The sequence below is a fragment of the Bradyrhizobium sp. HKCCYLS20291 genome (assembly GCF_051167715.1).
Lineage (GTDB): Bacteria > Pseudomonadota > Alphaproteobacteria > Rhizobiales > Xanthobacteraceae > Bradyrhizobium.
In genome coordinates this window covers 248,379-265,805 of record NZ_JBNPTO010000001.1, presented here as the reverse complement: position 1 = coordinate 265,805, position 17,427 = coordinate 248,379, and the positions used below count along the sequence as shown (strand labels likewise).

Genomic DNA, 17,427 nt, shown 5'->3' with positions numbered 1-17,427 from the left:
AGCTGGTTCGCGGCAAAACGCGATACAAGCTCAATCGCGTTCACATCTGCGCGTTCCCCGCGCCCGCGAACACCTCTCGACCCTGCGCCCGGAACTCGGCTACAACACGGCGAGCCCTCTCCAACGGATGCCACGATGAGCCGCGACAGCCAGACCGTCATCAACGTCATCAATCCCAACATGACGGTCACGATGACCGAGCTGATCGCCAAGGCCGCCCAGGCCAGCGCGAGCCCGATGACACGGATCGTCGGCCGCACCGCGCGGTTCGGCGCCGCCTCGATCGAGGGGCATTATGACGAGGCGATCGCCGCGGTCGGCATGCTCCAGGAGGTCCAGGCGGGCGACGCCGAAGGCTGCCATGCGCATGTGATCGCCTGCTTCGGCGATCCCGGCCTGCTCGCCGCGCGCGAAGTGTCGGCCGCGCCGGTGCTCGGCATCGCCGAAGCGGCGATGCATGCGGCAAGCTTCGTCGCCACCCGTTTCAGCATCGTCACGACGCTGTCGCGCACCAAGGTCATCGCAGAGCATCTCGTGCGCAATTACGGCATGGAGCACCATTGCCGGAAGGTGCGTGCGGTCGACGTCGCCGTGCTCGATCTTGACAAGCCCGAGGCCAATGTGCGCGGCACCCTGCTCGGCGAGTGTCGCGCGGCGCGCGATCAGGATGGCATCGGCGCGATCGTGCTGGGCTGCGCCGGCATGGCGGATCTGGCCCACGACCTCTCGTCCGAACTGGGTATCCCGGTGATCGACGGCGTTGCCGCCGCGGTGCGCTTCGCCGAGGCGCTGGTCGGCCTGGGGCTCAAGACCTCCAAGCATGGCGATCTTGCCTTCCCCTTGCCGAAGGCGCGAACGACGCTCTGAGAGCGGTCAGGCGGCGCCGACCACCGCGGCGCCGGTCCGCTTCTTGACCGCCGCGCCGAACGCCTCGAACAGCTTGCGATTGATCGGGTTGCGCTGCGGGTCGTACTCGGCATGCCACTGCACCCCGAGCGCGAAGCTCGGCGCATCGGCGATGCGAATGGCCTCGATGGTGCCATCCTCGGCGATGCCCTCGATGACGACACGGGCGCCGGGGTCGAGGATGCCCTGGCCATGCAGCGAATTCACCTTGATGGTGTCGCAGCCGAGAATCCCGGCGAAGGCGCCGCCCGGCGTCAGCTTGACCTCGTGACGGTCCGCGAACACGACAGTGGGATCGGGATGGATCTCACCGTTCTCCAGCCGCGGCATGCGGTGGTTCATGCGGCCGGGGATCTCGCGGATCTCCGGGTGCAGCGAGCCGCCGAAGGCGACGTTCATCTCCTGCAGGCCGCGGCAGATGCCGAACAGCGGGATGCCGCGCGCGACGCACGCCTGCGAGAGCTGCAGCGCGACCTCGTCGCGGTGGACGTCGTAGGGCTCGTGCTTGAGGCTCGGCTGGGTGTTGAAGCGGGTCGGATGCACATTGGCGCGCGCGCCGGTCAGCACCACCCCATCCACGACGTCGAGCAGCGCGCCGATGTCGGTGATCTCGGGGACGCCGGCAAACATCAGCGGCAGCGCGCCCGCGACCTCGGCCACGGCGCTCAGGTTGCGCTCGCCCACCATCTGCACGGTGAACCTGTTCTCGACACGATGGCTGTTGCCGATCACGCCGACCACGGGACGTCTCATTGCCCTCGTTCGTCTCCCTGCTGTGCCGGCGCGATCCGCGGATCTGCCGGCTGGAACAAATCATGCCTGCGTCGCCGCACCGGATCAACATGAGAAGGCGCGGGTCCCCAATGCCGATTCCGGAGACCGGGCCCGGTGGGCGCCCTGCGCGATGGTCTGCCGCGCAACAGCCGGCAAGCTCGCGCTTGATCCGCCAGCGGTTTTGGCCAATGTGTGCGGGCCGAGCAGCACAGAGGATGAGCCATGACCGCCCCCGCCGACCCGCGCCTCCAGGACCGCAGCGACCTGGCCTGGGCGATCGCCGTGGGCGGCATCGGAGTGATCCTGTTCACCGCGGGGCTGGCCTTCAGCTGGTACTACGCTGCGGCACTGTTCCTGTTGTTCTCGGGCATGCTCCTCGGCGTCGCGCTCAACGCCATGACCAACCTGCTCGGGCGCGTGGTGCCCTGGCCGCATCCGGTGCGGCTGGTCATCGTCTGCGTGGCGCTCGCGGCGGTGCTGGTCGGCATCGTCTTCCTCGGCGGCACCACCATCGCCGAGCAGGCCAAGGTGCTGAGCGACACGATCAAGTCGCAGCTCGGCACCATCAAGGGCTTCCTCGACCGCAACGGCATCGACACCAGCTTCTTCGACTTCAACACCGCAGCGCAGGTCACCGCCGCACCGGACGGCGGCACCACCACCCCGACACAACCGGCATCGCATGGCCTGCCGGGCGGCCTGCCCTCGCCGAGCGCGCTGGCGTCTTCCGGCGGCGCCATCGTCAGCCAGACCTTCAAGCTGCTGCTGGGCACGGTGAGCGCCGTGGGCAACTTCTTCATCGTGCTGTTCCTGGGCCTCGCCTTCGCGGCGCAGCCCTCGGTCTATCGCACCGGGCTGCTGTTCCTGGCGCCGGCCAAATATCGCGACCAGGCCACGGTGATCATCGACCGCATCAGCTACACGCTGGAGCGCTGGCTGATCGCGCAGATCACCACGATGTTCGCGGTGTTCGCTGTCACCTGGATCGGGCTCGCCATCATCGGCGTGCAGAGCTCGTTCATCCTCGGCATCCAGGCTGGCCTCTTGGCCTTCATCCCGACCGTCGGCGCGATCATCGCCGGCGTCATCGTGGTGCTGGCGAGCCTGGCCTCGGGCTGGGTCGCTGCCGTCTCCGCCTTCGTGCTGTTCCTCGGCGTGCACGCGATGGAGAGCTACGTGTTGACGCCCTTGATCCAGCGCCAGGCGCTCGACATCCCGCCGGCGACGCTGTTCGCGGTCCAGATCCTGCTCGGCATCGTGTTCGGCGTCTGGGGCCTGACCCTGGCGCTGCCGCTGATGGCGATCGCCAAGGTCATGATCGACTACTTCAAGAGCGACCGCAGCACCGAGGACGCGGCCGCCGCGATCTGAGCGCGCGCTCAGCCCGCCGGCATCGCGGTCTCGACGAGCTTGGCCCAATAGCTGATGCCGTGCGGGATCACCTCGTCGTTGAAGTCGTATTCGGGGTGATGCACGCCGGCGCCGGGGCCGATGCCCATGAACACGAACGCGCCGGGCCGCGCCTGCAGCATGTAGGCGAAATCCTCGCCGCCGAGCCGGGGCGGCATGTCGGTGATCACCTGATCCGGCCCGACGACCTTGCGCGCGACGTCGGCCGCGAACGCGGTCTGCTCGGCGTGATTGATCACGACCGGATAGCCCCATTCGTAGTCGATCTCGGCCTCGACGCCCATGCCGCTCGCGAGCGCCGTCACGAGGTCCTTGAAGCGCTTGTCCATCAGGCGGCGGACGCCCTCGTCGAGCGTGCGCACGGTGCCGCCGATCACAGCGGTCTGCGGAATGATGTTGTCGGCCGACGTCCCCGCATGGAAGCGCGTGATCGACAGCACCGCGCTTTCGACGGGATCGACGTTGCGCGCCACGATCGACTGCAGCGCCGTGACGATCTGCGCGCCGGCGATGATCGGATCCACGCACTGGTTCGGCCGCGCGGCGTGTCCGCCGAGACCCTTGAGGCGCACCTCGAAAGTGTCGGCCGCCGCCATCACGGCGCCGACGCGTGTCGACACGCTGCCGAGCGGCTGGCCCGGCGCGTTGTGCAGGCCGTACACCTCCTCGATGCCGAAGCGCTCCATCAACCCGTCCTCGACCATGGCCCGGCCGCCGGCGCCGCCCTCCTCGGCCGGCTGGAAGATCACGATCGCGGTGCCGGCGAAGTTGCGCGTCTCGGCGAGATAGCGCGCCGCGCCGAGCAGCATCGCGGTGTGGCCGTCATGGCCGCAGGCGTGCATCCGGCCGGGAATGGTGGACTTGTGCGGGAGGTCGCTGACTTCCTGCAGCGGCAGCGCATCCATGTCGGCGCGCAGCCCGATCACGCGCGGCGACGCCGCGCGGCCACGGATGACGCCGACCACGCCGGTGCGGCCGATGCCGGTGACGACCTCGTCGACCCCAAATGAGTCCAGCAGTTCGGCGACGCGCGCGGCCGTCCGATGCACCTCGTACTGCAGCTCGGGATGCTGGTGGAAATCGCGGCGCCAGACCTTGGCGTCCTCCGCCAGCTCGGCGGCACGGTTGATGATCGGCATGGTGTCGAGGTTCCGAATTTAGGGAAATGGCCGGCCTGAGGCCGACAAGCGCTTGGGCTCATTGCATGACGCGCGACAGCAAAAGACAAGTCACATTCGCACATGCGACGCTGCGCGGGCTGCATCCCAGCTAGGATCGCAGCTGCTTCAGCTCGCGCGCGAGATTGGCCCGCGCCTGCGCATCGAGCGCGGCGGCGAACACGGGATCAGGATAGATCACGGGCCGGCTTGCGAAGCGCTCGAGCACGGCAGCTCGACCGGCGCGGTAAGCCTCGTCCGGAACATGAGCATATTCGCGCCGGATCGCGCTCGCATAGGCATCGTAGGCGACGTCGTCGGCTCCGAGGATGGCGAGATCGATCGAGATCAGCAGCGCGCCGCGCTGGTCGCCAGACGCAACGTCATGCGTCCGCGTCAACCGGATCAGGCGCGCGACCTCGTCGCGCAAGTCGGGCGCGACATGGCGCTCAGCAAGCAGCGCGCTCTGCTCCTCGTTGTCGGAGCGCTGGGGATCGTAGACGACATCGTGCCACCAGATCGCCTGCGTCAGGATCTCGCGATCGCGGGCATCGAGGCCGGCGACGCGATCGAGCCGCGCCAGGCAGTCCTCGATGTGACTGAGATCATGATAGTGCCGCCCCGGCGCAGAATAGGCCGCGACCAGCTCCTCATGGGTCATGATCGCGGCCCGCGCGGTTCAGCCGGCGGAGGTCAGCACCGTCGCGGTGTGCTCGACCTCAGGCGGCGCGGCGAAATACTGCCCGACCAGGCCGCGCCATTCGGTGAAATTCTCCGAGCCGCGGAAATCCACCGTGTGGTTCTCGAGCGTCTCCCACTTCACCACCAGCCGGTAGCGCTGCGGCTTCTCAATCGACTTGTGCAGCTCGAAGCCGTGGAAACCCTTGGAGCGGCCGAATGCGGCGCGCGCCTTGGCGACCGCGGCCTCGAAATCCTTCTCCGTTCCCGGCTTGACGTCGATCTGGGCGATTTCGGTGATCATCTCGTGCGGCCTCCCTGGGTGTTTGACCGCCTGTCTAGCCCAGCGAAGCAGCGAGAGAAAGCCGCGTCAGTTGGAAATGGCCGCCTGGCCGGATGGCGGCGCAGGGGCGGCCGCGACGGCGGCGGCGCGCTGGCGGCGATAACGCTCCAGCGATAGCGGCAGCTCGGCGGAGGCTTCGACGCGGTTGCGGCCCGAGCGCTTGGCCTTGTAGAGCGCGGTATCGGCGGCCGCGAGCAGCACGTCGAGCTCGATGCCGGCCGGCCCGCCGGCCACGCCGATGCTGACGGTGGTGTCGACCGGCTTGTCCTCGCAGACCACGCCCGAGGCCGCGAAGGCCTGGCGCACGCGCTCGGCGGCGACCATCGCTTCATCCATCGCGCACGGCAGCAGCGCTGCAAACTCCTCGCCGCCGATCCGCCCCGACAGATCGGTCAGGCGCAGATTGTCGACCACGACATTGGCGAAGACCTTGAGGACGTCGTCGCCCTCGGCGTGGCCGAAACGATCGTTGATCGACTTGAAATGATCGATGTCGAAGATCAGCACGCTGACCGGCCGCTGCGCCCGCGCCTCGCGCTCGATCAGCTGCGCGCAGGCATCGGCGAAGCCGCGGCGGTTGAGCAGCCCGGTCAGCGGATCCGTGGTCGCGGCGCGCTTGTGGGCGCTGACGATGCGCTCGGACACCAGCATGAAGATCACGAACACGGTGCCGACGGCATAGAGCACGAGCTCGATCGAGAAGATCGTGACCCAGGCGGCGGCGAAGGCTCCGTCGGCGTCGCGCAGCATGTTGCCGAGCAGGATCGGCAGCATCAGGACGAAGCCGTGCATCACCGGAACGATCAGCGCGGGCCAGCGCCGGTGCAGCGTCCGCCGCCGCTCCTGCCAGAGCTCGGCCGCGGTCAGCATGGCATAGATCACAACCAGGGCGGCGCCGATGGTGAGCCGCAGGGATTGCGCCGAGGGATCGAGCAGCATGCCGCTCGCGATCCAGACGATGGCGCCGAGCACGAGTCCCGGCACGCTCGGCGGCTTGCCATGGAAGACGCGCGCGGCGTTCCAGACCATGGCGGTGGCGATCAGCCCGATGGCGCTGAGGAACAGCGACACCGGATCGCCATAGACCTCGCCGATCAGGGTCCACAGCGCGATCGCGACCGCGCCAAGAATGTAGGCCGCGCCCCACCAGCGCAGCGCCGGGGTGTTCTCCTGCCGTCCGAAATAAAGCAACATGGCGCCAAGCAGCGCCGCGACCATGGTCGCTACGATGTCGAGCGTCATGCTGTCGAGAACCATCCGTCACCTCGATTGCTGCGGCGGCGCCGGACCTCAGGGTTAGCGCCGCCTTATCGCGATCAAGCTACGGCCAGTCTGTTCGAAAGACGTTTGCCTGGGATGCCAAGTTTTCTCGAAAAGCCCGCCGCAAACGATCGGCAAATTTGCTGCGCAAAAATCTGCAAACAGGATTCAAAACCGACTGTGCGATCCGCGAGGCGCGCTCGCCGTGATTGCACGTTACCAACTAGCCGTCATTGGTAGTTGCGGGGCGCAGCCTTGGGAATCAATGGTTTCCCGTCTTGCGGCGAACACGCGCCGGGATCCCGAGAAATCCGCTCAAATTTGAGCTCATCTGTCTCCACACAAACAAAACGGGCGCCCGAGGGCGCCCGTTGTAATGCGAAGCTGAGGATATCCGGTAATTCCCGGACTCCAGCAGATCAGCGCTTCGAGAACTGGAAGGAGCGGCGGGCCTTGGCCTTGCCGTACTTCTTACGCTCGACGACGCGCGAGTCGCGGGTCAGGAAGCCGCCCTTCTTGAGGACGCTGCGCAGCTCCGGCTCGAAGTTCGTCAGCGCCTTGGACAGGCCGTGACGGACCGCGCCGGCCTGGCCGGACAGACCGCCGCCGGCGACCGTGCAGATGACGTCGTACTGGCCCTTACGGGCGGCGACGACCATCGGCTGCTCGATCATCATGCGCAGCACCGGACGGGCGAAGTACACTTCGATGTCGCGGGTGTTGACGGTGACCTTGCCGGAGCCCGGCTTGATCCAGACGCGGGCGACCGCGTCCTTGCGCTTGCCGGTGGCATAGGCGCGGCCGAACTTGTCGACCTTCTTCTCATACTTCGGAGCGTCGGGAGCGGTGACCGCGCCCTTGAGCTGCGACAGCTGATCGAGAGACTGGATGCTTTCGGCCATCTTATGCGGCCCTCGTGTTCTTGCGGTTCAACTTCGCGATGTCGATCTTCTCGGGGTTCTGCGCCTCGTGCGGATGATCAGGTCCGCCATAGACACGCAGATTGCCCATCTGCACGCGGCCGAGCGGACCACGCGGGATCATGCGCTCGACGGCCTTCTCGAGCACGCGCTCCGGGAAGCGACCCTCGAGGATCTGGCGCGCAGTGTGCTCCTTGACGTGACCGACGAAGCCGGTGTGCTTGTAGTACGTCTTCTGCTCGCGCTTGCGGCCGGTGAACACGGCGTGCTTGGCGTTGACGATGATGACGTTGTCGCCGCAATCGACATGCGGGGTGTAGATCGGGAGGTGCTTGCCGCGCAGCCGCATGGCGACCAGCGTAGCGAGACGACCGACGACCAGACCCTTGGCGTCGATCACGACCCACTTCTTCTGGACCTCGGCCGGCTTTGCCGAAAAGGTTTTCATGAGAGATATCCGTGACAGGGAGAATGCGGCGCGATCGGCGCGCCGAACTGGTGGCAGCTTCTAGAGAAGCGGCCTGCGTTCGTCAACGCCATCAACGCAAAATTACACCAATGAAAACAGCATCTTATAAATAAGGTGCAATAATACCCTCGAAAACCCTACGCATTCGGAATGGAATAGGTGGCCGTGACGTGGGCGATGGGATCGGGCGATTCCCCTGACAACAGAGTGACTTCGCCCACCGCGAGCCGCTTGCCGAGCTTGAGCAGCTTCGCCTCCGCCAGCACGTCGGCGCCGGCTGCGCCCTTGCGCAGGAAGTTGATGTTGAGATTCGTGGTCACCGCGAGCCCGACCGGGCCGATCGCCGACAGCAGCACGACGTACATCGCGAAATCGGCCAGCGCCATCAGGGTCGGCCCGGACACGGTGCCGCCGGGGCGCAGCATGCGCTCGCTGAAGCGCTGGCGCATCCGGCAGCTCTTGCCATCGGCGCTCTCGATCGAAATGTCGCCGCCGGTGCGGAACGCCTGCGGAAATTCCGCGTGCAGGAACGCTTCGAGTTCCGCAATGGTCATCTTCGCCGCCGTCATGTCTCCCCCTGCTCTGTCTCGTTGCCTTCTGTTACATTAGCCGCCAACACGCGCCCATATGGAAATCGCAATGTCCGCCCCTGCTCTCGCCAACGCGACCGACGCGCCGATCTTGTTGCGCGAGATGGCCGGCCCCGTCGCTGTGCTGACGCTGAACCGGCCGGCGCAGCGCAACAGCCTGTCGGAGGCGCTGATCGCCGAGCTGCATCACGCGCTCGCCGAAATCAGCGCCGACAAGGCGGTGCGGGCCGTGGTCATCGCAGCGAATGGCCCCGCCTTCTGCGCCGGCCACGACCTGAAGGAGCTCGCCGCGCATCGCGCCGACGCCGATCGCGGCCGCGCCTTCTTTGCCAGGCTGATGCACGCCTGCAGCGCGATGATGCAGGCGATCGTGCAGCTGCCGAAGCCGGTCGTTGCCTCGGTGCAGGGCATCGCCACCGCCGCCGGCTGCCAGCTGGTCGCGAGCTGCGATATTGCGGTGGCCTCCGAGCGCGCCGCCTTCGCGACGCCCGGGGTCGACATCGGCCTGTTCTGCTCGACCCCGATGGTGGCGCTGTCGCGCAACGTCACGCGCAAGCAGGCAATGGAGATGCTGCTCACCGGCGAGCCGGTTCCCGCGCTACGCGCCCGCGAGATCGGACTGATCAACCGCGTGGTCACGGCCGGCGCCGAACGTGACGCAGCGATTGCGCTGGCCCAGCAGGTCGCGCGCAAGTCGGCCCATACGATCAAGCTCGGCAAGGAGGCGTTCTATCGCCAGGCCGAGATGAGCCTTGCCGACGCCTATCGTTATGCGGCAGAGGTGATGACCGAAAACATGCTCGCCCGCGACGCGGAAGAAGGCATCGGCGCCTTCATCGAGAAGCGTGAACCGACGTGGCGGGATGAGTAACCGCTCTCTCCGCCGTCATTGCGAGCGCAGCGAAGCAATCCAGAGTCCCACCCGAGCCCCTGGATTGCTTCGTCGCAAGTGCTCCTCGCAATGACGGTCTCACTAACTTCGTCATTCCGGGCTCGTGCTGCGCACGCCCCGGAATGACACTAATTAACAGATTGCTCCGCCCATGAATCACGACACCTATCCCGACGACTACATCCGCGGCATCCTCAACGGCGTAAAGGTGATCGCGATGGTCGGCGCCTCGCCGTCCGAGATCCGGCCGAGCTTCTTCGCCTTCAAATACCTGGTGCAGCGCGGCTATGACATGATCCCGGTGAACCCCGGCCATGTCGGCAAGAGCCTGATGGGCCGTCCCTTCGTCGCCTCGCTCGCCGACATCGGCCGCCCGCTCGACATGGTCGACATTTTCAGAAGCTCCCAGCACATCATGCCCGTCGTCGACGAGGCGCTGAAGCTATCGCCATTGCCGAAGGTGATCTGGATGCAGCTCGGCGCCCGTGACGATGCCGCGGCCGAGAAGGCCGAGGCAGCCGGGGTGCAGGTCGTGATGAACCGCTGCCCCAAGATCGAATACGGCCGGCTGTCGTCGGAGATCTCCTGGATGGGCGTCAACTCGCGCACCATCAGCGCCAAACGCGCGCCGATCCCGACCCAGGGCATGCGGCTGTCGCTCAATCGCACCAGCGTCGGCGGCGGCACGACGGCGGCGGCCGACCGCGCCGCGAAGGACAGAAGCGATCCGACCTGACGCATCTGCGAAAGGAACGTGTCGCGGCCGTGGCGCGACACAGCAACGCATTTCAAATCGAAGCGATTGCCGCAGCCGACCTTGACGCCACCATGGCCGCTGGCAAATGTCCTCCGCCGGGATGACGCGGAGGCGCAAGAAAAGCGCGCTATTGAAACCGTCTCCCATCATCGACCCCCGCGCCCGCCGGCGCCGCGGTGGGATCAAGCCCAAGAGGAAACACCATGACCGATCGTGCCCCGGGATTTGCCACCCTCGCCATTCACGCCGGCGCCCAGCCCGACCCGACCACGGGCGCGCGGGCGACGCCGATCTATCAGACGACGTCGTTCGTCTTCAACGATGCCGACCACGCCGCCTCGCTGTTCGGCCTGCAGGCGTTCGGCAACATCTACACCCGCATCGGCAACCCGACCAACGCGGTGCTCGAGGAGCGCGTCGCAGCCCTCGAGGGCGGCACCGCCGCGCTCGCCGTGGCCTCGGGCCATGCCGCGCAGGTCGTGGCCTTGCAGCAGCTGTTGTCTCCCGGCGACGAATTCATCGCCGCGCGAAAACTGTATGGCGGCTCGATCAACCAGTTCACCCACTCTTTCAAAAGCTTCGGCTGGAACGTGGTGTGGGCCGACACCGATGACGTCGCGAGCTTCGAGGCCGCGGTAAGCCCCCGCACCAAGGCGATCTTCATCGAGTCGATCGCCAATCCCGGCGGCACCATCACCGACATCGAAGCGATCGCGCAGGTCGCGCGCAAGGCCGGCGTGCCGCTGATCGTCGACAACACGCTCGCCTCGCCCTACCTGATCCGCCCGATCGACCACGGCGCCGACATCGTGCTGCACTCGCTGACCAAGTTCCTGGGCGGCCACGGCAACTCGATCGGCGGCATCATCGTCGATGCCGGCACGTTCGACTGGGCCGGCAGCGGCGACAAATATCCGATGCTGACGCAGCCGCGTCCCGAATATCATGGCATCCGGCTGCACGAGACGTTCGGCAATTTTGCCTTCGCGATCGCCTGCCGCGTGCTCGGCCTGCGCGACCTCGGCCCCGCGCTGTCGCCGTTCAACGCGTTCATGATCCTCACGGGCATCGAGACCCTGCCGCTGCGCGTGCAGAAGCACAGCGACAATGCCAAAGCGGTCGCGGAATATCTCAGCAAGCATCCCGCCGTCGCATCCGTGAACTATGCCGGCCTGCCCGAGGACAAGTATCACACGCTGGCCCGCAAATACTGCCCGAAGGGCGCGGGCGCGGTGTTCACCTTCTCGCTCAAGGGCGGCTATGACGCCGGCGTCAAGCTGGTGTCAAACCTGAAGCTGTTCTCGCATCTCGCCAATGTCGGCGACACCCGCTCGCTGGTCATCCACCCCGCCTCGACCACGCACAGCCAGCTCGACGACGCCGCGAAGATCAAGGCCGGCGCCGGACCGGACATCGTCCGCATCTCCGTCGGCATCGAGGATAAGGAAGATCTGATCGCCGACCTCGAGCAGGCGCTCAGCGCGTAAGCCGACGAGCGGCTTCGCAGCCGCTCGTTCCCCCTCACCGCACAAGCAGCGGGCTATCGCGTCTGACAATCGAAGTATCGCGCGCTCATCTGTCTCCACATCGTCATGGCCGGGCTTGTCCCGGCCATCCACGTCGTTCGGCACGCTGAGAACGACGTGGATGCCCGGGACGAGCCCGGGCATGACGGAGTAACTAACTGGCGGGATGGCTCGTCGCGATGACCCCGCAGTTCCGTGTGCGATAGCCACACCGCAAGCGCAGCGAGGAAGCGCACCGCCGGATATGGCACGAGTTTGCGTGACCGGTCGCGGCGTCTTTGGATAATCAGTCCAAAAACAAAGAGAGCGCGGGCGGCCCGCTGGGCTTCCGCGCTCTCCTTCGTCCCACGGTCGGGCCGTTGCCGGCTTCTCGGACCGCGCCCTCGTTAACCCGTCATCGTCATGTCATCAGGTGCAGCACGTCCTCACAGGCGTCGCCCGTCAGCGCCTGCGCCGACGTGGCCATCCGCCACCGCACCGCGATCGCCTGCAGGCAGGCGATATCCTCGTCGATATCAGTGCGATCAGGGTTCGACTTGCCGGTTCGTGACAGCAATTGTTGGCGCGCCGACGCGGAAACCCTAATGACCGACATGCTCGAACCCTTCTGGTCTGAGACTCCACTGAAATGCAGCAGAGATTTACCCCCTCCGACGCGGCTTCGCCGCTGCGTCAGGCCGGCCTTCAAAATCGCCAGCGGCCGTAAGCTTGCACCAGCACAACTTAACAAAAGCTGAAAAAGCCCGTCCTTCTACGGGTGATTGTAGCCGCCGGGCAACGGCTGGAAGGTTTTCGTTAACCATAAACGGCCCATCCTGCCGCCCATGGAATCGCCTTCGGGAATCAGGCGCGAACGCAGCCGTCGACGCAATGGTTGGCGAAGCGTGCGCACGCCGCCCGAACAGACGTCGAGGAGAGCAGAATGCGAATGATGGTGATCATGATGCTGCTGGCGGCGACCGCGGCAAACGGCGTCGTGCTCGCAGCCGACCTGCCCGCCCTGCACGACAAGGTCGTCCACTACAAAGCCCGCCGTGCCGTGAAGGCACTGCCTCCGGCAGTCGCGGTCGTCAAGGACCCGGACTCGCTGATCTCCCCGATGCTGCCCTCGACGCCCATTCTGCTGGGACGCCAGGACCTGCCCGGCTACTACGGCCGCGCCTTCTCCTACGACTATCAAGGCGCCTATTACGGCGGCGAAGGCACCACGAGCTACATCTTCCGCCTGCCCTATGCTTGTGGCGTGACGGGGTATTGCTGAGCAGACCTGGACTTAGCTTTGAACGCGCGCTGACAAGACAATTCGGCTCATACCGCTTGTGCACCCCTTGCTTCCAGGGCACGATATCGCTCGACTGCCCGCGACTAGATCGGATGGAGCGCGCGAGACCGCCATGTCGCCGACACTGCAATCCGTCGTGATTCCGCTCGCGGTGCTGAGCATCATCTGCGCTTCCCTCCACAGTTGCGCGACGATGGCCAGGAAACGGGTTTCCACTTGGAAGAGCGGCGCGACCTTCTGGTTCTGGCGGACAGTTTCACTGACCGGCCTTGAAAGGCGAGCAAAGACAATCTGGATGGACAGGCTGGGCTATGATGAAGCAGATGCTCTCGTCATCGCAGACTATCAATCGCTCGCCTACTTCCTGGCGGGCTTTGGGGGGTGGTCCGTGCTGGTCGCTGCCTGGTAATTCTTTGGCCAGCACTGAAGCTCCTTCACGCCGCTGCGACAGCGCGCACTTCGAGCTGCACGCCCGTTTCGGCTTGTAGTACATTGATCACTCCGAGAAGGTTCTCGGCCGTAGGATTGCCTGCGGGACCAAACATGCGCATCAGGCTCTTCGGCGGCCGACCGAGCGCCTTGCTCAAGGAGTCGAAGCCGATCGTTGCGTTGATATAGGCACGCAGGCCGGCGCGCCCATTGTCGACCTCTCCGCGCAGCAGAGCGCTCACGGCCTCCTGGAACATCGCCTCGCGAAAAACCGGATCGCGTTCTGCGCGCGCTCTAACCGTCTCTTGGAAATCTCTCGTCAAAGCCATCTCCGGCTCCTGTCAGCTGCGCGCCTTGTAGTCCCGCCATCGTCTCAGCGCGGCTTCGATATCGACCTGTTGCCGCCGTTTGGTGCCTCCGCCCAACAGGATCACGAGCGTTCTGCCTCGCCATCCGACATACACGCGATAACCCGGCCCTCGATCGATGCGAAGCTCGGCAGCGCCTTCTCCGATCGGCTTCACGTTGGATGTGTTGCCATCGGCAACGCGACCGATCGCGATCGTCACGACGGCAGCAGTTCGCGCATCGAGAGCATCGAACCACCGGCGAAAAGGACTGACGCCATGCTCGTCGAGATATTCTTGGATCTCGATCATGGTACCCTATACGTTACCAAAAATGAACACCGAAAAGCCGGCCAATAAAAGTATTGCTTCGCCACCCAACTCAGCTTATGTTCTTGTTATGTTCATGTCCAGCCAAGGGGCGCTTCCGGGTCGTCCAGTTGCGTGGGATTGGGAATGCGGTGGACGTGACGGGCCGTGCGCGGGCGGATGCTTGCGCGGACGAGCGGCTGGTCACGGACGGCGAAATCGCGTGGTCCTGGCGCCCCGATGCTGGCGCCAAGTCTCGTGCCGGTGCTCACTGCATCGCATGAGGTGACGGGGGCAAGACAGCCGGTCCCCGGGGAGATCGCGTATAAGCGTTAAAACCATCGCGCGGGGAAGTCCGGGTGTTCTCGGCCGTACCTGTGGTGACCGCCGCGTGCTTTTTTCTTTGCACGCGGGCCATGGGTGCCGGCCAGGCATCCGGCCTTCCCTGCGCCCTCGCGTGTTTCGAGGGTGAGACGATCGGCATAGCTCGGCGCAAAAGGCGCGCGAGGATGAGAGCGCATTTCTTGAAGGTAATCCGCGTGTCAGATCCTGATGGTTTGCCCGTATCTTCCACGCGTCATTCCGGGGCGTGCGCAGCACGAGCCCGGAATCCATTGGCCCACGGAATCTGCTGCGCGATGGATTCCGGGCTCGCCCTGCGGGCGCCCCGGAATGACGGCGGAGGTCGTTTGCGACAGCGAGCGCGAAAAACGCCCTACCCCGCCGCCACCGCGGCCTGCGGCACCGCGACCGCAGTGACACGCCGCCCCGACAGCCGCTCCGCCTGCAGTACGGCAAACGTCAGCACGATGATCGCCGTGCCCTGATGCAGCAGCGCCAGCGAGATCGGCACGACCATCAAGAGCGTCGCGATGCCCAGCACGGCCTGCACCAGGATCGCCGCGAGCAGCCGATGCGCGCCGCGCACGATCGCGCGGCCGGCGCCGGCGCGCATCACGTCGAAGGCGTGCCAGGCTGCCAGCACGAACAGCGTATAGGCAGTCATACGATGCAGGAACTGCACCGTCAGATCGTTCTCGAACAGATTGATCCACCACGGCGATTGCATCCACAGGCTGGCCGCCTTCGGGATCAGGCCGCCGTCGATGTCGGGCCAGGTGTTGTAGACGAGCCCGGCGCGCAGGCCCGCGACCAGCGCGCCGAGATAGAGTTGCACGAAGGTGACGCCGACCAGCACCCAGGCCGTCAGCCGCAACCGCGCCGGTGCCTCGCCCTCCTCGCTCGGCTTGAGCCGCCGCAGCGTCCAGACGATGGCGGCATAGATCAGCAGCGCCAGCGACAGATGCGTCGCCAGCCGCACCGGCGCCACCTCGGTGCGCTCGGTCAGGCCCGAGGCCACCATCCACCAGCCGACCGCGCCCTGCAGCGCGCCCAGGCCGAAGATCAGCCACAACCGCCGGCCGAGTGGCCCCGACACGGCGCCGCGCCACAGGAACCACAGGAACGGCAGCAGATAGACCATGCCGATGACGCGGCCGAGCAGCCGGTGGCTCCATTCCCACCAGAAGATCGTCTTGAACTCGTGCAGGGTCATGCCGGCATTCATCTGCCGGTACTGCGGAATGGTCTTGTAGGCCTCGAATGCGTCGTTCCAGGCCGGTTCGGACAGCGGCGGCAGCGTGCCGGTGACCGGCTTCCACTCGACGATCGAGAGGCCGGATTCGGTCAGCCTCGTCGCGCCGCCGACCAGCACCATCAGCGCGATCAGACCGGCGACCACCATCAGCCAGATGCGGATCGCGGCGAGATCTCGGGTGCGGGGAACCGTGGTCATGAAGCTTCAGGGCTCGATTGAACTGGGGCGTTCCGGCCCTTATAATCTCAGCGAAATTCCGTGCAACCCGCAGCACGTCCAGCCAGAGCCGACACAGCCGTCATGACCATCCGCACCCGAAAGCTCATCGGCGCCGTCGCGCTGCTCCTGCTCGCCTTCGCCTGGTCGATGATGGGCATGGTGATGGCGCAATTCCCCCTGATCGCCAATTCCGGCTGGATGCAGGCGGTCTATTACGTCGTGGTCGGCATGGGCTGGGTGCTGCCGGCGATGCCGATCGTTAGCTGGATGCTGCGACCCGATCCGGAGCAGCAACAGGGCTGATCAGCCGAGGTCGAGCCTGGGCTGCGAGACCAATTTTTCGCGCGGCAGGGTGACGCCGGCCATCAGCACCTTGAGCGCGCGCAGCGAGCGCGAGCGGCCGTCCCAGGCGATGCGCGGCAGCATGTGCAGGTTGGTGCGGCCCTCGCTCTGCACGACACCAGGGATCGCCGAGGCCGCGCTGACGAACCCGGCCTGCTCGGCAAGCACGACGTCGCTGCGGCGGAACGCGTCGCGATCGCCGAACGGATAGGCCATGTGCCGGACCGGGCGGCGTAGCGCCGTCTCCAACACCGCCTTGCCCATCGCGATCTCGCGCTGGGCATCCGCGTCCCTGAGATTGGCGAGCAGGTGATGATGCACGGTGGCGCTGCCGATCGTGACGTTCGGATCGGCGGCGAGGCGTGCGATGTCGCTCCAGTCCATCGCGGACTGGCGGCTCAGGGCTGCGAGGTCGATCGAATGACGCGAGCAGAGGTCGCGGATCGCCAGCGACAGCTCGGACGGCGGCAGCTTGCTCAGCCAGCCCGCGAGATAGGCGAACAGCTCGTATTTTTCCGCCGGCTTGAACACGGTGAAGCGCTGCTCGCGATGATCGATCACCAGGCTGATGCGGGACTCGCGGGCGATCACCGCTTCCAGGCCGAGCCACCACGCTTCGCCGAGACCATCCGGAAACGCGCTGGGCACATAGACCGTGAACGGCACGCCATGCCGGGCGAGGACGGGATAAGCGTGCGTGATCAGGTCCTTCGAAGCGCCGTCGAAGGTCAGGCAGGCAAAGCGCCCGCTTTCCGGCAGCCGTACGGCGCGGCTGCAGGCCTCGTCGAGTGTGACGATGTCATAACCCCAGCGCTTCAGGGCGCGGATGATCCTGTCGAGGAAAGCGGGTGTGATCTCCGCGCGCTTCAGCGGCTGAAACGCAGCCTTGCGGCGCGGCAGCACCCGCTCGAAACGCAGGATGGCGCCAGCGCCCGCATTGGCCCGCGACGCGAGCAGCGTACGGCCGCTGAAATACGCCAGCTCCAGCCGCGCGCTGCGCAGCCACCTGTTGTCGGACGACAATTGCCGCGCCCCTTCAGACACGTTCGACTTGAAACGGGACCATCCACGCCCATCTGATGGGAGCAGAGGGTGGCGCGATCGCGTCATCGTCGCCGCCCGCGTCGAATCAAGATCATTGCGCCTTAAGATCGCGTGGCCGAGACGGATTTGAACAGGTTTTTCTGGTGATATTCCCGATTTGGGACGCTGTCATTGCC

Annotated in this window: 21 protein-coding genes; 8 read left to right on the top strand and 13 right to left on the bottom strand. The window is 65.9% G+C overall.

Annotated features, from left to right (window positions below):
* Positions 1-135 precede the first annotated feature (135 nt).
* Positions 136-867 carry an aspartate/glutamate racemase family protein gene (locus ACQR07_RS01205; protein WP_434900560.1) on the top strand — a complete coding sequence of 244 codons (732 nt, stop codon included), beginning with the start codon at positions 136-138 and terminating at the stop codon, positions 865-867.
* Positions 868-873: 6 nt separating this feature from the next.
* Here ACQR07_RS01205 and ACQR07_RS01200 read toward each other — a convergent pair whose 3' ends face one another.
* Positions 874-1,659 (bottom strand): gamma-glutamyl-gamma-aminobutyrate hydrolase family protein, encoded by a 786-nt coding sequence (locus ACQR07_RS01200; RefSeq protein WP_434900559.1) that lies wholly within the window; start codon positions 1,657-1,659, stop codon positions 874-876.
* Between the two features lie 243 nt (positions 1,660-1,902).
* Here ACQR07_RS01200 and ACQR07_RS01195 point away from each other — a divergent pair, with 243 nt between their 5' ends.
* Positions 1,903-3,051, top strand: a complete 1,149-nt coding sequence (locus tag ACQR07_RS01195; RefSeq protein WP_434900558.1) for an AI-2E family transporter — start codon at positions 1,903-1,905, stop codon at positions 3,049-3,051.
* An 8-nt stretch (positions 3,052-3,059) separates the two neighbouring features.
* On the opposite strand, the gene ACQR07_RS01190 is transcribed toward ACQR07_RS01195, so the two are convergent.
* The 7 genes from ACQR07_RS01190 to ACQR07_RS01160 all read right to left on the bottom strand — a co-directional run bounded on the left by ACQR07_RS01190 (position 3,060) and on the right by ACQR07_RS01160 (position 8,486).
* Positions 3,060-4,229, bottom strand: a complete 1,170-nt coding sequence (locus ACQR07_RS01190) for a M20 aminoacylase family protein (protein ID WP_434900557.1) — start codon at positions 4,227-4,229, stop codon at positions 3,060-3,062.
* A gap of 130 nt (positions 4,230-4,359) precedes the next feature.
* The gene (locus tag ACQR07_RS01185; protein ID WP_434900556.1) at positions 4,360-4,908 is read right to left on the bottom strand and encodes an HD domain-containing protein; all 549 of its coding nucleotides are present in this window, start codon (positions 4,906-4,908) and stop codon (positions 4,360-4,362) included.
* Between the two features lie 18 nt (positions 4,909-4,926).
* Complete coding sequence (locus ACQR07_RS01180) at positions 4,927-5,229, bottom strand: antibiotic biosynthesis monooxygenase family protein (protein WP_434900555.1); 303 nt, start codon at positions 5,227-5,229, stop codon at positions 4,927-4,929.
* Between the two features lie 66 nt (positions 5,230-5,295).
* A complete protein-coding gene (locus tag ACQR07_RS01175; RefSeq protein WP_434900554.1) occupies positions 5,296-6,525 on the bottom strand; it encodes a diguanylate cyclase in 1,230 nt (409 codons plus the stop codon).
* A 422-nt stretch (positions 6,526-6,947) separates the two neighbouring features.
* The gene (gene rpsI, locus ACQR07_RS01170) at positions 6,948-7,430 is read right to left on the bottom strand and encodes a 30S ribosomal protein S9 (protein WP_006611043.1); all 483 of its coding nucleotides are present in this window, start codon (positions 7,428-7,430) and stop codon (positions 6,948-6,950) included.
* Between the two features lies 1 nt (position 7,431).
* Positions 7,432-7,896 (bottom strand): 50S ribosomal protein L13, encoded by a 465-nt coding sequence (gene rplM, locus ACQR07_RS01165; RefSeq protein ID WP_434866937.1) that lies wholly within the window; start codon positions 7,894-7,896, stop codon positions 7,432-7,434.
* A 158-nt stretch (positions 7,897-8,054) separates the two neighbouring features.
* Positions 8,055-8,486, bottom strand: a complete 432-nt coding sequence (locus ACQR07_RS01160) for a PaaI family thioesterase (protein WP_434866936.1) — start codon at positions 8,484-8,486, stop codon at positions 8,055-8,057.
* A gap of 70 nt (positions 8,487-8,556) precedes the next feature.
* Here ACQR07_RS01160 and ACQR07_RS01155 point away from each other — a divergent pair, with 70 nt between their 5' ends.
* The 3 genes from ACQR07_RS01155 to ACQR07_RS01145 all read left to right on the top strand — a co-directional run bounded on the left by ACQR07_RS01155 (position 8,557) and on the right by ACQR07_RS01145 (position 11,643).
* On the top strand, positions 8,557-9,378 hold the full coding sequence (locus ACQR07_RS01155) for an enoyl-CoA hydratase (RefSeq protein WP_434900553.1): 822 nt from the start codon (positions 8,557-8,559) through the stop codon (positions 9,376-9,378).
* Between the two features lie 172 nt (positions 9,379-9,550).
* Positions 9,551-10,135 carry a CoA-binding protein gene (locus ACQR07_RS01150; RefSeq protein WP_434900552.1) on the top strand — a complete coding sequence of 195 codons (585 nt, stop codon included), beginning with the start codon at positions 9,551-9,553 and terminating at the stop codon, positions 10,133-10,135.
* Positions 10,136-10,359: 224 nt separating this feature from the next.
* The gene (locus tag ACQR07_RS01145) at positions 10,360-11,643 is read left to right on the top strand and encodes an O-acetylhomoserine aminocarboxypropyltransferase (protein ID WP_434900551.1); all 1,284 of its coding nucleotides are present in this window, start codon (positions 10,360-10,362) and stop codon (positions 11,641-11,643) included.
* Between the two features lie 439 nt (positions 11,644-12,082).
* Here the strand turns inward: ACQR07_RS01145 and ACQR07_RS01140 are convergent, their stop codons facing one another.
* Entirely contained in the window at positions 12,083-12,277 is a 195-nt protein-coding gene (locus ACQR07_RS01140) for a hypothetical protein (RefSeq protein ID WP_434900550.1), read from the bottom strand.
* Positions 12,278-12,604: 327 nt separating this feature from the next.
* Between ACQR07_RS01140 and ACQR07_RS01135 the strand changes: the two genes are divergently transcribed.
* Together ACQR07_RS01135 and ACQR07_RS01130 are read left to right on the top strand one after the other, a co-directional pair.
* A complete protein-coding gene (locus tag ACQR07_RS01135) occupies positions 12,605-12,943 on the top strand; it encodes a hypothetical protein (protein WP_434866931.1) in 339 nt (112 codons plus the stop codon).
* A gap of 133 nt (positions 12,944-13,076) precedes the next feature.
* Complete coding sequence (locus ACQR07_RS01130; protein WP_434900549.1) at positions 13,077-13,373, top strand: hypothetical protein; 297 nt, start codon at positions 13,077-13,079, stop codon at positions 13,371-13,373.
* 25 nt (positions 13,374-13,398) lie between these two features.
* Here ACQR07_RS01130 and ACQR07_RS01125 read toward each other — a convergent pair whose 3' ends face one another.
* From ACQR07_RS01125 to ACQR07_RS01115, 3 genes are all read right to left on the bottom strand, one after another.
* Positions 13,399-13,722, bottom strand: a complete 324-nt coding sequence (locus ACQR07_RS01125; protein ID WP_434900548.1) for a transcriptional regulator — start codon at positions 13,720-13,722, stop codon at positions 13,399-13,401.
* 12 nt (positions 13,723-13,734) lie between these two features.
* Positions 13,735-13,962: a type II toxin-antitoxin system RelE/ParE family toxin gene (locus tag ACQR07_RS01120; RefSeq protein ID WP_434900547.1), complete on the bottom strand. Its 228-nt coding sequence runs from the start codon at positions 13,960-13,962 to the stop codon at positions 13,735-13,737.
* Between the two features lie 802 nt (positions 13,963-14,764).
* On the bottom strand, positions 14,765-15,844 hold the full coding sequence (locus ACQR07_RS01115; protein ID WP_434900546.1) for a COX15/CtaA family protein: 1,080 nt from the start codon (positions 15,842-15,844) through the stop codon (positions 14,765-14,767).
* Between the two features lie 102 nt (positions 15,845-15,946).
* Here ACQR07_RS01115 and ACQR07_RS01110 point away from each other — a divergent pair, with 102 nt between their 5' ends.
* Positions 15,947-16,168, top strand: coding sequence for a DUF2842 domain-containing protein (locus tag ACQR07_RS01110; RefSeq protein WP_434900545.1), 222 nt, complete (start codon positions 15,947-15,949; stop codon positions 16,166-16,168).
* Here the strand turns inward: ACQR07_RS01110 and ACQR07_RS01105 are convergent, their stop codons facing one another.
* Positions 16,169-17,230, bottom strand: a complete 1,062-nt coding sequence (locus tag ACQR07_RS01105) for a polysaccharide deacetylase family protein (protein WP_434900544.1) — start codon at positions 17,228-17,230, stop codon at positions 16,169-16,171.
* Positions 17,231-17,427: the final 197 nt, after the last annotated feature.

Excerpts from the sequence above, each read along its gene's own strand:
- ACQR07_RS01205 (WP_434900560.1), top strand. The coding sequence starts at position 136 with ATGAGCCGCGACAGCCAGACCGTCATCAACGTCATCAATCCCAACATG.
- ACQR07_RS01175 (WP_434900554.1), bottom strand. The coding sequence starts at position 6,525 with ATGGTTCTCGACAGCATGACGCTCGACATCGTAGCGACCATGGTCGCG.
- ACQR07_RS01110 (WP_434900545.1), top strand. The coding sequence starts at position 15,947 with ATGACCATCCGCACCCGAAAGCTCATCGGCGCCGTCGCGCTGCTCCTG.
- ACQR07_RS01125 (WP_434900548.1), bottom strand. The coding sequence starts at position 13,722 with ATGGCTTTGACGAGAGATTTCCAAGAGACGGTTAGAGCGCGCGCAGAA.
- ACQR07_RS01145 (WP_434900551.1), top strand. The coding sequence starts at position 10,360 with ATGACCGATCGTGCCCCGGGATTTGCCACCCTCGCCATTCACGCCGGC.
- ACQR07_RS01180 (WP_434900555.1), bottom strand. The coding sequence starts at position 5,229 with ATGATCACCGAAATCGCCCAGATCGACGTCAAGCCGGGAACGGAGAAG.
- ACQR07_RS01150 (WP_434900552.1), top strand. The coding sequence starts at position 9,551 with ATGAATCACGACACCTATCCCGACGACTACATCCGCGGCATCCTCAAC.
- ACQR07_RS01195 (WP_434900558.1), top strand. The coding sequence starts at position 1,903 with ATGACCGCCCCCGCCGACCCGCGCCTCCAGGACCGCAGCGACCTGGCC.
- ACQR07_RS01200 (WP_434900559.1), bottom strand. The coding sequence starts at position 1,659 with ATGAGACGTCCCGTGGTCGGCGTGATCGGCAACAGCCATCGTGTCGAG.
- ACQR07_RS01130 (WP_434900549.1), top strand. The coding sequence starts at position 13,077 with ATGTCGCCGACACTGCAATCCGTCGTGATTCCGCTCGCGGTGCTGAGC.
- ACQR07_RS01185 (WP_434900556.1), bottom strand. The coding sequence starts at position 4,908 with ATGACCCATGAGGAGCTGGTCGCGGCCTATTCTGCGCCGGGGCGGCAC.
- ACQR07_RS01155 (WP_434900553.1), top strand. The coding sequence starts at position 8,557 with ATGTCCGCCCCTGCTCTCGCCAACGCGACCGACGCGCCGATCTTGTTG.
- ACQR07_RS01160 (WP_434866936.1), bottom strand. The coding sequence starts at position 8,486 with ATGACGGCGGCGAAGATGACCATTGCGGAACTCGAAGCGTTCCTGCAC.
- rplM (WP_434866937.1), bottom strand. The coding sequence starts at position 7,896 with ATGAAAACCTTTTCGGCAAAGCCGGCCGAGGTCCAGAAGAAGTGGGTC.
- ACQR07_RS01115 (WP_434900546.1), bottom strand. The coding sequence starts at position 15,844 with ATGACCACGGTTCCCCGCACCCGAGATCTCGCCGCGATCCGCATCTGG.
- rpsI (WP_006611043.1), bottom strand. The coding sequence starts at position 7,430 with ATGGCCGAAAGCATCCAGTCTCTCGATCAGCTGTCGCAGCTCAAGGGC.
- ACQR07_RS01190 (WP_434900557.1), bottom strand. The coding sequence starts at position 4,229 with ATGCCGATCATCAACCGTGCCGCCGAGCTGGCGGAGGACGCCAAGGTC.
- ACQR07_RS01140 (WP_434900550.1), bottom strand. The coding sequence starts at position 12,277 with ATGTCGGTCATTAGGGTTTCCGCGTCGGCGCGCCAACAATTGCTGTCA.
- ACQR07_RS01135 (WP_434866931.1), top strand. The coding sequence starts at position 12,605 with ATGCGAATGATGGTGATCATGATGCTGCTGGCGGCGACCGCGGCAAAC.